General features: G+C 67.7%; 9 protein-coding genes and 1 other RNA gene. 6 read left to right on the top strand and 4 right to left on the bottom strand.

Annotated elements, in window-relative coordinates; translation table 11 throughout:
• Positions 1–10: 10 nt before the first annotated feature.
• The 4 genes from rnpB to KA383_18770 form a co-directional block, all read right to left on the bottom strand.
• Positions 11–509: RNase P RNA component class A (rnpB, locus tag KA383_18785), an RNA gene on the bottom strand.
• Between the two features lie 101 nt (positions 510–610).
• The gene (locus KA383_18780) at positions 611–1,738 is read right to left on the bottom strand and encodes a CHRD domain-containing protein (GenBank protein MBP7748164.1); all 1,128 of its coding nucleotides are present in this window, start codon (positions 1,736–1,738) and stop codon (positions 611–613) included.
• Between the two features lie 309 nt (positions 1,739–2,047).
• Positions 2,048–3,169 carry a hypothetical protein gene (locus KA383_18775; protein MBP7748163.1) on the bottom strand — a complete coding sequence of 374 codons (1,122 nt, stop codon included), beginning with the start codon at positions 3,167–3,169 and terminating at the stop codon, positions 2,048–2,050.
• Between the two features lie 2 nt (positions 3,170–3,171).
• Positions 3,172–4,848: an alkaline phosphatase family protein gene (locus KA383_18770; protein ID MBP7748162.1), complete on the bottom strand. Its 1,677-nt coding sequence runs from the start codon at positions 4,846–4,848 to the stop codon at positions 3,172–3,174.
• A gap of 162 nt (positions 4,849–5,010) precedes the next feature.
• Here KA383_18770 and KA383_18765 point away from each other — a divergent pair, with 162 nt between their 5' ends.
• The 6 genes from KA383_18765 (at position 5,011) to KA383_18740 (ending at position 13,500) form a co-directional block, all read left to right on the top strand.
• Positions 5,011–5,163 (top strand): hypothetical protein, encoded by a 153-nt coding sequence (locus KA383_18765; protein ID MBP7748161.1) that lies wholly within the window; start codon positions 5,011–5,013, stop codon positions 5,161–5,163.
• A gap of 227 nt (positions 5,164–5,390) precedes the next feature.
• Positions 5,391–6,974 (top strand): VCBS repeat-containing protein, encoded by a 1,584-nt coding sequence (locus KA383_18760; GenBank protein MBP7748160.1) that lies wholly within the window; start codon positions 5,391–5,393, stop codon positions 6,972–6,974.
• Positions 6,975–6,993: 19 nt separating this feature from the next.
• Complete coding sequence (locus tag KA383_18755; protein MBP7748159.1) at positions 6,994–9,201, top strand: PQQ-binding-like beta-propeller repeat protein; 2,208 nt, start codon at positions 6,994–6,996, stop codon at positions 9,199–9,201.
• Positions 9,198–9,782, top strand: coding sequence for a twin-arginine translocation signal domain-containing protein (locus KA383_18750; GenBank protein ID MBP7748158.1), 585 nt, complete (start codon positions 9,198–9,200; stop codon positions 9,780–9,782). Before KA383_18755 ends, KA383_18750 begins: the two co-directional genes overlap by 4 nt.
• Positions 9,779–10,723 (top strand): 4Fe-4S binding protein, encoded by a 945-nt coding sequence (locus KA383_18745; GenBank protein ID MBP7748157.1) that lies wholly within the window; start codon positions 9,779–9,781, stop codon positions 10,721–10,723. The genes KA383_18750 and KA383_18745 overlap by 4 nt, the downstream gene beginning before the upstream one ends.
• Positions 10,720–13,500 (top strand): NAD(P)H-dependent oxidoreductase subunit E, encoded by a 2,781-nt coding sequence (locus KA383_18740; protein ID MBP7748156.1) that lies wholly within the window; start codon positions 10,720–10,722, stop codon positions 13,498–13,500. Before KA383_18745 ends, KA383_18740 begins: the two co-directional genes overlap by 4 nt.
• Positions 13,501–13,553: the final 53 nt, after the last annotated feature.

Here is a 13,553-nt window from a genome sequence, read left to right as displayed (position 1 = left end):
GCGGGAAATTCGGCGGAGTGGGCCAGTAAGCCGAATTCTGTTTCCGCTTGAGGCGGATGGCGACCATTCCTCTAGGCCCGCCGTTACCGACGGGCTCAAGCGCCCTACCCGGGGCTGGTAACGAGCCGGGCCGGCTCATCGCCCCCTATTTGGGCTTGCTGGCGGTGGGGTTTACCCTGCCACGGCCGTCACCGGCCGCGCGGTGCGCTCTTACCGCACCATTTCACCCTTACCGGCGGGGAGGTGATAAGGTAACAACGTGACAGAGTAACAGAGTGAGCCCGTCCGCAATCCGAGGACCATCCAACAAGCCGAGGGACGCACACATTGTCACCTTGTTACATTCGACCCTGTCACGGCGGTGGCGAAGCCACCGCCCCGCCGGCGGTATCTTTTCTGTGGCACTTTCCCTGGGCTCGCACCCGGTGGCTGTTAGCCATCACCGTGCCCTGTCCAGTTCGGACTTTCCTCTGCCGGGTCGCCCCGACAGCGGTCGCCTGGCCCACTCCGCCAATACGGATTGTACGCGAGAACGGCAGGCGCCGCGAGCAAAAGCACGCAGCGCCCGTCGCGGGAGCTACGGGCGCTGCGGCCGGCTGAGCTTCGTGACCTACTGCGAGAGCAGGCTCACGAAGGCGTTGATGTCGCGGAACGACGGGAACTCGCCGTCGCCGTTGATGTCGCCGTTTTCTGGCGGGCAGTCGGGATATTCGCTCTGCCAGGTGTCGAAGTTGGACAGGTACAGCACGAACGGGTTGATGTCGGCGAAGCTGACTTCGCCGTCGCAGTTCACGTCGCCCGCGATGTAGGCCACGGGCAGGGCGAGCAATTGCCCGCGCAGGGCTCCCTCCGGGTACTCCATCGTATAGAGGGAGATGTACATCTGCTCCGCGACAAACGCCGGATAGAACTCCATCGGGAAGGGTTCCTCCAGTACGACCTTGGCGAGCCCGTCCCCGTTCAGATTCTCCCACTCCAGGCCGCTCCCCAACCAGTAGATCCCCGGGCCGTTCTCCCCAACTGCCCCAATGTGAATCTCCGCCCCCAGCAAGTCCGCCGGCTCGATGTTCTGAGCGACGATCACCAGGGCGAACACGCCCAGGTGCGAGTCGACCGCGACCGCGCTAATGCACAGCCGAGGCAGCGTGTCCGGCGGCGGGTCCGGCACCGGCGGCACGACCTGGTCGCCCGTCAGCGTGCACCAGCGTGACTCGCAAATCGGGTCGTGGAACCCGATCGAGGCGTAGGCGTAGCCGCCGAGGATGCCCCAGCGGTAGGCCGCGCCGAGCACTTCCAGGAAATTGTCGGCGTGGTTGGGCGGCCCGGGATGGATGACGCTGCCGCGGGCACCCGCGAACGTTGTGCCCCAGTTGACCGCCGGCGGTGAGATCGGCGGCGGCGTCCACCACGGAGCCGGAGCGGTCTCACCCGGGCACACCGGGACGAGGTGCCGCGCCCGGTGTACGGCGGTGATCGTCTCCGGCGGCCCAAACCCGCCGATCAGGTACGTCGGGCTGGCCCAGCAACTGGCCGGCGGGCTCCCGATGAAGTGGGTATCCACGGGGCCGACGAGCTGCCGGTGGGCGGCGTACTGGCTGTACATCCGCGGCGACTCCTGCTTGCCCCAGTTGATGTTGCCGGCGCTGGCCTCCCAGGCGCTCGCCAGCAACGCGAGCGCGACGAGCCACAGCAAACTGCGTGCGAGTGGTTGTGAGGTGTGGGTCTGTGCGTGGTTCATGGTGATTCTCCTGCGTGGCCCGGATGACCTGGCGAGCGCGCGGTGTGTCCGGCTCGGCCACGGTAGTCGGAACTCGGTGAGTCGCGCTGCCCTTCACCCCATCCCCGGTCCCAACCGGGGGGCCGCTTCTGGTGGCGTGTTGCGCTTCGTTGCGGCCTTACGAGTACCTATAGACGTGCTGGTGGACGAATTGACGCGTGCCGGCCCGGCGCAACGCATCCATGTCGTCAGCGAATGTGGCGACACCGTTCTCCCGGTGCGTGCGAAATCTGTGCGCGCGGAACCCCGCCTGCTCAGAGCACGCGCTGCTCAATGCCGCGTGCCGGCACCACTCTCGGATACGTGCGGGTCAGGTTGCGCCGACTCTGGCCCCGCCCCCAGCCATTGCCGCAGCACTTGCTCCGCCGGCTTGCCCTTTGGCGTGTAGCCGAAATCGGTCGGCCCGCCTGCCGTCGCGTTCCATTCCCACCAGATCACGCCCATCAGCTCCGGCGTTCCGTTCCACGCGCGGATGAAGGCCTCGTACAACCGGCGTTGCTCCTCCATCGCCGCCGGCGTGGCCTTCTGATTCTGGTAGTAGTTCCACGGGGCGGTCGCGGCGCCTTCCTGGCTGCACCAGCCGACCTCGGTGAGCAGGATCGGCTTGCCCACCTGCCGCTGCCAATCCAGGATGTCCTTCCGGATCGGCTCCCACCGGGCGATGATCTCCTCGACCGTCGGGTTCTTCTTGTCCGCCAGCGTGAAGTAGCTCGTCATGCCGATGAAGTCGAGCTTGTTCCAGAACTGCACGGGGCGGAAGTGGTCCCAGTTGGCCGAGTACCCGAGCTTGCCGCCATAGAACCGCGGCCGCACGGCATCGATCAGCTTCTCCCACCGGTCCGTGTATTTCTCGGTGCTGACCAGCTCCGAGCCGACCATCAATGCGTCCGCCTGCCCCTCGCGCGCGATGTCGGCGAAGTACAGGACGAACTCGTTGTACTGCTCCCACCAGTCGTCCCAGTCCGGCGGCTCGATCACGCCGCGCCATTCGCTGCCGCGCGGATTGCGCAGCAGGACGATCGGCATGACGATGACCTTTAGCCCCAGCGCCCGCGCCTGGCGGATCACAGTCTTGAAGTCCTCCGGCGCCGGCACCTTGCGGGCATCGATGTAGATCGACTGCGCGGTGGCGTGTTCCATGTACCCGGCGACGCTCAGCAAAACGGAGTTCGCCCCCAGCGCGGCGATCTCGCGCAGCAGTGCCCCGTAGGTCTCGACCGGCTTGTAGCCCGACGCGACCTGGATTGCCAGGCCACGATAGTCGGCGGTCGAAGGCTTGATTTCGCCGGTGGCCGCGGCGGCGGCCTGCGGGCTGGCGGATTGCGGCGGCAGACTCCACCACAGGGCGGCCCCTGTGAAGATCATCACACCCAGCGCAGCGGCGGCTTTCATGATCAGTCTGCCCCGCGCCGTGGGCCGGACACTGCCGGAGCAGCTTTCATCAGCGAGACACCTTCCAGCCATGCGTAGTCTTCGGGCCTTCGCCCCAGCAGCGTCAGGATGGTCGGCACCAAGTCCACGGACCGCGCCACGGTGATCGTCCCGCCCGGCTCCACGCCGGGGCCGGCAATCATGAACGGAATCCGCAGCTCGTCCCGGTCCAGACCGCCGTGACCGCCGGCTTCGAATACGAAACTGTACCCGACCTCGGTGAACGCGACCACCTGCCCGGCGCGATGCACGTGCAGCAGCGGGATCAGGTGCGGAATGACGTCGGGGATGCGCTGGTTCGCCGTCGCTTCCAGCCAGGCGCGCGCCGGGTGGAAGCCGGCCGTCACGAAAGCGGCCACCCCCGGGTCGGCCATGTACTCTAGTACGTCATCCGAGCCGGGCAGGTACGCGAACTCCGGACCATCCGCGCCGGTCCGACGCCGCACTTGCGACACGCCCCGTGCCGAGCGCAACATGGCCTCGTCGTCACCGGTCAGATACGTGACCAGCGCGACACCGGGGATGTTCCAGAGCTGGTCCTCCGGCGGCGGCGCCGTCAGCACGGCTGCGACCTCGTCCGGGGCAGCGCGACGGCCGTCCCAGCCCTCAGGCCCCCGGAGGTAGAGGAACGCGCCGCGGCCGTTGTGGTAGGCGACGACGGTGTCGAAGTCGTCGAAGTACGCGCGCCGCCCGGCGTCGGGGCCGTCCTGGAGCGTGCGGTCGGTAGCGTGCCGCCCCCAGCGCTCACGCACGAGCTCGAGGAGGTCGATCCGCTGGTCGGGCTGCACATCGACCATGCCGTGATCGCTGACGAGGATCAGATACGTGGTCGGGAGCAGGTCCTGCGCATCGAGCCAGTCGCAGATGCGGCCGATCTGGTAGTCGACATGCGCCAACGCCGTGCGATAGGCGTCCGAGCCGGCGCCGTGTGCGTGGCCGACGGAGTCCGCGCCGGGGAAGTAACACGTCAGCAGGCTCGGCCAGGCGCGCTGCTCGTTCGCCCAGGCGGCCACGCGCTCGATCGTCGTGGCGGTCAGCTTATCGACCGCCGTGTGGTCGCCGAAGAACCACATGACCCCGGAGACCGCCCAGTTCGCGAAGTTCTGCGTGACGTCGCGGTGGTGGGCGGTTTGGATGTTGGCGGATGGCGCGGGCTGCATCAGCCTGTAGATGGTGGGCGAGACACAGTCGTGGTCGACATCGCGATAGTGCTCGATCGTGGCGTAGCTGCGGAAGAAGAACCTGTCGGGATCGAACCAGCAATTGCCGACGATGGTGTGTTGCCCCGGGCCCGTCCCGGTCAGGTGCGTGGCGATGGCCGCGTACGTGATCGCCGGGATGCACGTTGTGGCGCAGGCCACGTGCGTGCCGCCCTGCATGAAGCGCCGCTGGATGTTCGGCAACCAGCCCGCCCGGCAGCCGGTCTCCAGCATGTCCGCCCTGAAACCGTCGCACAGAAACAGCACCACGCCCGGCTCGGGGCGTTGCACATCCGCGTGCAGCCGTGCCCACAGCGGCCCGCCGTGGCCACAGCCGCCAACCAGCAGCGCGCCCGCCGCCAGCAGCGCAACAACCGCGCGCACGGTCAGCGAGGGTGTCGGGTGCTGGACCGTGTTGTCGATCGGACGGACGGATCGCATGCGCACTCCCGCGGTTCCGGTTGCCGGTCGCGGCATTATCCCGATGGCGTGCCGCGGATCAAGTTTGTGTGCTCGGCGCGCTTGTGCCCGCGCCACGGTGGGCGATATAGTGCCCGATACCCTAACGAATCCCTGGGCTGCCCAACTTGAACGGAGACGAATATGAGGAAGTGGAAATGGATCGCGTTGACGCTGGCCGGGGGTACGCTGCTGCAATTGAGCGCGTGTGCCTCGGACCTCGGGTACTACGTCCTCCAGCTGGTGGCCACGCAAATCGTCTCCGCCCTGGTGAATAGCGCGACAACCGGCGCATAGTCCTGCGCCCCGCGGCGCATGTGCTCCACCGCGGGTCGGACCCGGCGGGGCCCTCGGCGGACCGAACCTCAGGCGCGCGGCCCGCTGCGGTGCGCCTGGGCTTCGGTGTTGTTTTGTGTCGGTAGCACCCCACGCGGCCTCGGGGGCGGCAATCGGGCGTTCCGGCGGGGTCCGGCTCCTGCTACAATGGGACCGGAGGACTGGCGTTGGCCTGGAGGAACCGCACGATGTGTACTCGCGCAAGTGTCGCTCTCGTTGTCGCCGTGCTGTCCGGAATCCCGGGCCTGGCCCAGGTCATTTACTCCGGCACGCCCGACTGGATCTCCGCCGACACGCAGGTCAGCACCGGTGGCGCCCTCGTCGATCTCGACCTCGACGGCTGGCTGGACTTCGTCGTCTCGAACGGCAACGACATGGCCCAGCAGCACGTGGCCGTGTACTACAACCGCGGCGACGGCACCTTCCCCCCGACGCCCGACTGGCAATCGAGTGACTTTGTGTTCAACGGCCACCTCGACGTCGCCGACGTGAACGGCGACGGCTGGCCGGATGTCGCCGTGGCCACGCTCGGCGAATTCAACACCACCGGGCCGATCGCGCGTCTGTACCTCAACAATGAAGGCACGCTCTCGCCGACGCCGGACTGGTCGGCGAACGTCATCGGCAACGCATTCGGCGTGGCTTTCGGCGACATGAACAATGATGGCCGGCCGGACCTGGCCGTCGCGACCGGCTGGGCCTATTCCCCGCCGCACCATTACCCGAATTACGTTTACCTGAACATCGACGGCACGCTCGCGGCGACGCCGAGCTGGACGTCGAGCGACCAATATGACTATCAGGGGGCCTGCTGGGTGGATGCGGACGCCGACGGCTGGCTCGATCTCGCTTTCGCCGCTTCGGGTTCGGTCAGCCGTGTATATCGTAATTTGGGTGGCGTGCTGGGGACAACGGCGGCCTGGCAACTGACGGATCAGACCTCGCAGGACGCGATCATGGTGACGGCCGGCGACGTGACCGGCGACGGGCGCCCCGACCTGTTGATCGCCGACAACAACCAGATCTCAGGCGGCAGCGGGCGCTTCCGGCAGTACAACGGCCAGACGCTCGGGTTCTTCGGCCCCACCGCAGCCTGGACGTACGCCGACGGCTATTGCTCGGCGGTCGCGCTGGCGGACCTGGACAGCGACGGGCGCCTGGACCTGGCCACCGGGGCCTGGTGGGATTACACGCGTGTCTTCCTCAACAACGGCGCCGGCTTCGGCAACGCCCACACCTGGCGCTCCAACGTGACCAGCGTCGTGGAGAAAATCGCGTTCGGTGACATCGAGAAGAATGGACTACGGCCGGTGGAGACGGTCTTCACGCCGGCCACCGGCGGACAGCGCCTGTACCATCTGCCGCACCGGACGATCCAGGAAGTGACCGCGGTCCTCGTCGATGGTTCGCCGCTAGCGCCGTCGCAGTACCTGGTGAGCCGGGAGTGCGGCTGGCTGACGATCGGCGTGGATCCCGGCGCGGAGCTGCGCGTCGCGTACACGGTGTCCAGCAAGCTCGACATGGCGGTCACGAATTGGGACAGCGACCGCGGCAACTACGTGTACTACAACCGACTGTTTGTCCTGGGCGATGCCAACTGCGATGGCCGGCTCAGTTTCGCCGACATCAACCCGTTCGTCATGCTGCTTACCGGGGTGTACGACCAGTACTTCCCCGATTGCGACGGCCGCAATTTCTGCGACATGAACGGCGACGGCGAAGTCAACTTCGGGGACATCAATCCGTTTGTGAATGCCCTGGCTGGCTCCTAGGACGCGAACCCCCGACGCCATGCGGCGACGATTCACGGTACTACTGACTCTGTGCGCGGCGGCGGGGCTGGCCGCCATGGCGCGCGCGGCGGACTGGCCGCAATTCCGCGGCCCGCAGCGCGACAACATCGCCCGTGAGACGGGCCTGCTGCGGCAGTGGCCTGACGGTGGGCCGAAGGTGCTCTGGACGGTGGAGGCCTGCCAGGGCTATGCCGCCGCGGCGATCGTGGCCGGCCGCGTGTACTTCAACGACTACGACCGCGACGCGAAGGAGTGGAGCGTTCGGTGCCTGACGTTGACGGACGGTAAGGAACTCTGGCGCTTCAGGGAGAGCAAGACCATCCGGCCGAACCACGGGATCACGCGCACCACGCCGGCCGTGGCGGGGGGGCGCGTGTTCACGCTCGATCCGAAGTGCATCTTCCATTGCCTCGACGCCGAGACCGGCAAGGAACTGTGGCGCAAGGATCTCGTCGCCGATTACCAGGCGCAAATCCCGCCCTGGTACAACGGCCAGAACCCGCTGCTGGACGGCGACCGCGTGGTGCTGGGAGTCGGCGGGGCGGCGCTCATCGTCGCCTTCGACCAGGCCACCGGCCGCGAGCTGTGGCGCACGCCGAACCCGGAAAACTGGCCGCTCTCGCACGCGTCGGTGATGCCGGCCGAGCTCGGCGGCGTGAAGCAATACCTGTGGTGCACGTTGTTCGGCGTGCTGGGCGTGCGGGCGGACGACGGCACGCTGCTCTGGCATCACGCGCGCAAGTTCAACGTCGCGGTGGCGCCGTCGCCGCTGGCCATTCCGCCGGACCGCGTGTTCATGACCTCGGGCTACGACGCGGGCACGGTCATGATCCGCGTGAAAAACGACGGCGGGAAGTTCAGCACGGAGACCGTGTTCGAGCTGACCACGGAGGAGTGGAACTCGGAGGTCCACACGCCGATCCTCTACGAGGATCATCTCTTCGCCGTCGGCAAGAAGCAGCGGGGCCTGTTCACGTGCCTGGACCTCGACGGCAAGATCGTCTGGACCAGCGCGGGCCACGCGGATTTCGACTTGGGGAGCTTCCTGCTCGTGGATGGGCTGATCTTCGCGCTCGAAGGCAAGACCGGCCTGCTGCGGCTGCTGGAAGCGAACACGCAGGAGTACCGCGAGCTCGCCCACGCGCAGGTGCTCAATGGCGACAACGTCTGGGGGCCGATGGCGCTGTCCGACGGCAAGCTCGTCCTGCGCGACATGACGAAGATGGTCTGCATCGAAGTTGGTCAGCCCGCGGCGAAGAGCGCGTCCGTCGGTCGCGGGGCCGGACTCGGGCACGTGAATTGCCTGCTCCTGCTCGCGGCGCGTGATGAGCCGAAGGTGGCATACCGCCAGCTCCGCGTCATCGGCGGTCGTGGCGCCGGGCCGGGGCAGTTTGCTGACGAGCTGCGCGGCCTGGCGATCGATGCCCAGGACCGCATTTACGCCGTCGGCGACTCCAAACTGGCGATTCTGTTGCCCGAAGGGAAGTTTCTGCGGGGTTGGGACACGCAGAAGCCGGGCTATTGTGTCGCCGTTGCGGCCGATGGGCGCGTCTTCGTGGGTGAAGAACGGCAGATCGAGGTCTTCGACGAAACGGGCAGACTCCTCGACACCTGGGCCGATCCCGAGCGGCTGGGGCTGGTGACGGCGATCGGCTTCGTGCGCGGCGAGGTCGTGATTGCGGACACGCGGGACCGCTGTCTTCGCCGGTACGACCCGCGTGGCCGGTGGCGCGGCGATCTGGGCAACGACAATCGCATGCGCGGTTTCCTGGTACCCAACCGCCACCTCGATTTCGCCAGCGACGCGCAGGGGACGCTTCACGCCGCCAACGCGGGCATGCACCGTGTCCAGCGTTTCAATCTCGAGGGCGAATTGCTGGGGCAGTGGGGGCGCTTTGACGGCCAGGACCCGGCGGGCTTTCCGGGTTGCTGCAATCCGACGAACATCGCGCTGACTCGCGACGGCCACATCGTCGTGACGGAGAAGGCCGGCCCGCGCGTGAAAGTCTATAATCCAACCGGCGAGCTGCTGACAGTCGTCGCCACGGACGACTTCGAACCGAACTGCAAGAACATGGACATCGCCGTCGATTCACACGACCGGATCTATGTGGCCGATACCGTGCGGCTGGAAATTCGTGTGTATGAACCGGTGCCGTCGTCTCAGCCGACCAGTGCGCCGGCCGCGGCGGAGGTGCCGCAATGAAGGACCAGCCGACGCGGCGCGACGTGCTTGGACACGCCGTCCGTGGCGCTGCCCTGGTGGGCGTCGGCGGTATCGTCGCCTACCTGAGCCGCAAGGCCGTCGCGGAGGGCGCGTGGGGGCTCGATCCCGAGAAGTGCATCAACAGCCGGCTCGGCGCGGTCGGCGTGCCGGCGTGCGAACTCTGCTCCACGACGTGTGTCCTGCCGCTGTCGGCCGTCCGCGCCGTCAACGACCACGCGAAATGCGGCCGCTGCTACATCTGCCCCGCGTACTTCGAGATCAAGAGCGCCGTGAACACGCAGGGCCTGCCCAGTCAGAAGCTCTGCCCGCGCGACGCGATCAAGCGCGAGGCCATCGGCGACATTGATCCGACGGACCCGGCGAACAATTACTACGAATACGTGATCGATGAGCAGCTCTGCAACGGCTGTGGCAAGTGCGTGATGGGCTGCAAGGAACCGGCTGGCCTCAGCTCGATCCGCCTCGAAGTGCGCCACAACTTGTGTGTGGACTGCAACCGCTGCTCGATCGCCATCGCCTGCCCGGATGAAGCATACCAGCGCGTCCCGGTGAAGTCGTGAACGTGGGTTGGCGCTGCACCCTCCTGCTGCTTCTGTTGCTCGCGGCCACCGCGGCCGTGGCGCAGGAGTACCATCGCCCGGTTGACGCCGCACCAAGTGCCGAAGACATTGGCGCTGACTACGTGACGCCGGTCGTGCAGCGCGCGCTGCCTCGCGCCCTGTGGCGCGAGATCGTCGATGTGGTCGTCCTGGCAGCGGCGCTGGGGGCGGCGAGCTGGATCGTCCTCCAGCGCCGCAGCCGCACGGCGCTGGTCGCGCTCACTATCTTTTGCCTGGCATACTTCGGCTTCTACCGCGAGGGTTGCCTCTGCCCGATCGGCGCGATCCAGAACGTGACCGTCGCGCTGGTCGATTCAACGTACGCCCTCTCGCTGATTGCCATCGCGATCTTTTTCCTGCCGCTCGTGTTTGCGCTGTTGTTCGGCCGGGCGTTTTGCGGCGGCGTGTGCCCGCTCGGTGCGATTCAGGAACTCGTCGTCTTGCGGCCGGTGCACGTGCCACGCCGGCTCGACCAGGGGCTCGGCCTGCTGAAGTGGGCTTACCTGGGACTGGCGATCTGGTTCGCCGCGCTGCCTGCCGTGGATCGCGACTTCATCATCTGCCGCTTCGATCCGTTCGTCGGCTTCTTCCGCTTCACCGGGCCGCTGCACATGTTGCTGATCGGCGCCGGGCTGCTGATTCTTGGAATGTTCATCGGCCGGCCGTATTGCCGCTACCTCTGCCCGTATGGCGCGCTGCTGTCGCTGTTGTCGCGCCTCTCGTGGCGTGGCGTCACGGTCACGCCGGACAAGGAGCTGGATTGCGGCCTGTGTGCCGAGGCGTGCCCATACGGAGCGATCGAACAGCTGCGGGCGGTGCGCTCCGCGTGCCTGTTCTGCGCCCGCTGCTTCAACCGCTGTCCGCGCCATCGCGTGCGGACCTCCGGGCCACCGGTACCATGAGTTCCCCCGGGCGCCAACGCGTGCTGGCGGTCTTGGCCGTACTGGCCGGCGCGGGCGTGCTGTTTGCCGGTGGCTGGCTCACGCTTGACGCGGTCGTCGCGCTGCGCGCGCTGCCCGCGCACCAGGCCCGCGTGCAGGTGCTGCTCGAACGCGGGCGGTTGGAGGCGGGCGCTGCCGCGGAATTGCAGGCCGAGTACGACCGGCAGACCCAGGCGACGCTGGCGCGCGAAGCACGCACCGGCGTGCTGGCAAAGACGCTGTTGGCGGCGGCCGCGGTGTTTCTGGTCAGCGCCAAGTGGCTGCTCACGCTGCGCATCCCGGCGTGTCCGCCGCCGCGGCAAGTCGTCGAGCTGCACGTGCGCTCGTCCGCTGCCGCCACGTCGCCACCGGAGTCGGCCGCGCGGCCGCTGCCGGTCGTCGAGAGCGTGGATCTGCGTGCCATAGACGCGATCGTCGCGCGCCTGGGACGCCAGCCGCCCGCTGCCATCCCGATTCTCCAGGCGATTCAGGCCCACTATCGCTACCTGCCGCAGGCCGCACTGCACCGCGTGTGCGAACGGACCGAGATCACGCCGGCACAGTTGGCCGGCGTGGCCAGCTTCTACCCGAACTTTCGGCACACGCCGATCGGACGGCACGTGGTTACCGTCTGTCATGGAACCGCGTGCCACGTGGCCGGCGCCGGGCACATCACCGATGAACTGCGGCGGCAACTGCGTATCGCGCCCGGCGCGGATACCGACGCCCAGCACGAATTCACCGTGCAGGCTGTGCCGTGCCTCGGCTGCTGCACGCTCGCGCCGGTCATGCAGGTAAACGGCGTCACGCACGGACACGTGCAGGCCGACGGCGTGACCGATCTGGTGCACGCGGCGGCCAACTCACCCGCCACACCCACGCGCCACAGCGTCGCGCCGGTACCGCGCGCGCCTGGCGCCACCGAGATCCGCATCGGTCTCGGCTCGTGCTGCATCGCGAACGGCAGCGAGGCGGTGTACGCGGCGCTGCAAGACGCGCTCAGCGCCGCGGGCGCCCAAGCCGCCGTGAAGCGCGTCGGCTGCGTCGGCATGTGTCACCAGACGCCGTTCGTCGAGGTCCATCCCGCCCATGGTACGCCGGCGCGCTACACGCGCATCCGGCCCGAGCACGCCCGCGCCATCGTCCGGCGGCATTTCAAGCCTGCCGGTCTCGCGCGCCGGCTGACGAGTACGGTGGCGCACTGGCGCGACGGCGCGCAACGGGCCGCGGTTGCCCGGCGCGCCATCGAGCTGCGCGATCCGCCGGTCGCCGCCTTTCTCGGTCCGCAGCGGCACATCGCGACGGAGCACTGCGGCGACCTGGACCCGCTCGATCTGGACGAATACCTCGCGCACGACGGCTTCATGGCCCTGCGGCGCTGTCTCGGGGAACCGATCGCGCCCGATGTGCTGATCGAGCAGATTCGCCGCAGCGGCCTGCGCGGCCGTGGCGGCGCGGGCTATCCCACCTGGCAGAAGTGGTCCAAGGTGCGCGCCGCGCCCGGCGAGTTGAAGCACGTGATCTGCAACGGCGACGAAGGCGACCCCGGCGCGTTCATGGACCGTATGATCATGGAGTCGTACCCGTACCGCGTCATCGAGGGGCTCGCCATTGCGGCGTACGCGACCGGTGCGACCGACGGCATATTCTACATCCGCGCCGAGTACCCGCTGGCCGTCGAGCGCATCAGCGCGGCCGAGCAGCGCTGCGTGGAGCGCGGCCTGCTCGGTGACGACATCCTCAGGCGCGGCCTGCGGCTGCACCTGCGCGTCGTGCAGGGCGCTGGCGCGTTCGTCTGCGGCGAGGAAACCGCGCTCATCGCGACCTTGGAGGGGCAGCGCGGCACGCCGGCATTGCGTCCGCCGTACCCCGCCGAGCAGGGCTTGGGCGGGCGCCCGACGCTGGTCAACAACGTCGAGACCTACGCGCTCGTGCCGTGGATTGTGCGACACGGCCCGGAGGCGTTTGCCGCCCTCGGCACGCCGACCAGTAAGGGCACTAAGGTCTTCGCCCTGGCCGGCAAGGTTCGCCGTGGCGGGCTGATCGAAGTCCCGATGGGCATCACCATCCGCCAGATCGTGGAGGACATCGGCGGCGGCGTCCGCGACGAAGAGACGGCTGCCGGCCCGCGCCCGCGCGCGTTTAAGGCTGTGCAGATCGGCGGCCCCTCCGGCGGCTGCATCCCCGCCACGCTCGCGGACACGCCGGTGGACTATGAAGCGCTGGCCGGGCTCGGGGCGATCATGGGGTCGGGCGGGCTGGTCGTGCTCGACGAGACCGACTGCATGGTGGACATGGCCCGCTACTTTCTGGGCTTCACGCAGAATCAGTCGTGCGGGAAATGCACGCCGTGCCGCATCGGCACCCGCCGGATGCTGGAGATTCTCGAACGGCTGTGTGCGGGCCAGGCGCGACCGGACGATCTGGCGACACTGGCAGAGCTGGCCCGCGCAGTCCAGCAGAGCAGCCTCTGCGGCCTTGGCAAGACGGCCCCAAACCCGGTGTTGACGACGCTGCGTTACTTCCGGGCGGAGTATGAAGCCCATCTCGCGGGTCGCTGCCCGGCCGGCAAGTGCAAGGCCCTGGTTCGTTACACGGTCGGCGAGGCCTGCACCGGGTGTACGATTTGCGCACAGCATTGCCCGGCGGGCGCGATTGAGCTGCGCCCGTACGAGCGCCACGAAATCGATGCCGACAAGTGCACACGCTGCGACGTATGTAGAATTCGCTGTCCGGAGTCAGCGATCGTGATTCTATGAATAGCACCAAGACACAAAGGCACCAAGGGTGCTCTTTAAGTCGGTTGGCATCA

Source organism: Phycisphaerae bacterium, assembly GCA_017999985.1.
In the GTDB taxonomy this organism is placed as follows: domain Bacteria; phylum Planctomycetota; class Phycisphaerae; order UBA1845; family Fen-1342; genus JAGNKU01.
The sequence above is the reverse complement of the archived record's forward strand: the minus strand, read 5'-3'. Positions and strand labels throughout refer to the sequence as shown.

Bases quoted from the DNA above. Each gene is read 5' to 3' on its own strand.
- KA383_18780 (MBP7748164.1), bottom strand. From the start codon at position 1,738: ATGAACCACGCACAGACCCACACCTCACAACCACTCGCACGCAGTTTG.
- KA383_18775 (MBP7748163.1), bottom strand. From the start codon at position 3,169: ATGAAAGCCGCCGCTGCGCTGGGTGTGATGATCTTCACAGGGGCCGCC.
- KA383_18770 (MBP7748162.1), bottom strand. From the start codon at position 4,848: ATGCGATCCGTCCGTCCGATCGACAACACGGTCCAGCACCCGACACCC.
- KA383_18765 (MBP7748161.1), top strand. From the start codon at position 5,011: ATGAGGAAGTGGAAATGGATCGCGTTGACGCTGGCCGGGGGTACGCTG.
- KA383_18760 (MBP7748160.1), top strand. From the start codon at position 5,391: ATGTGTACTCGCGCAAGTGTCGCTCTCGTTGTCGCCGTGCTGTCCGGA.
- KA383_18755 (MBP7748159.1), top strand. From the start codon at position 6,994: ATGCGGCGACGATTCACGGTACTACTGACTCTGTGCGCGGCGGCGGGG.
- KA383_18750 (MBP7748158.1), top strand. From the start codon at position 9,198: ATGAAGGACCAGCCGACGCGGCGCGACGTGCTTGGACACGCCGTCCGT.
- KA383_18740 (MBP7748156.1), top strand. From the start codon at position 10,720: ATGAGTTCCCCCGGGCGCCAACGCGTGCTGGCGGTCTTGGCCGTACTG.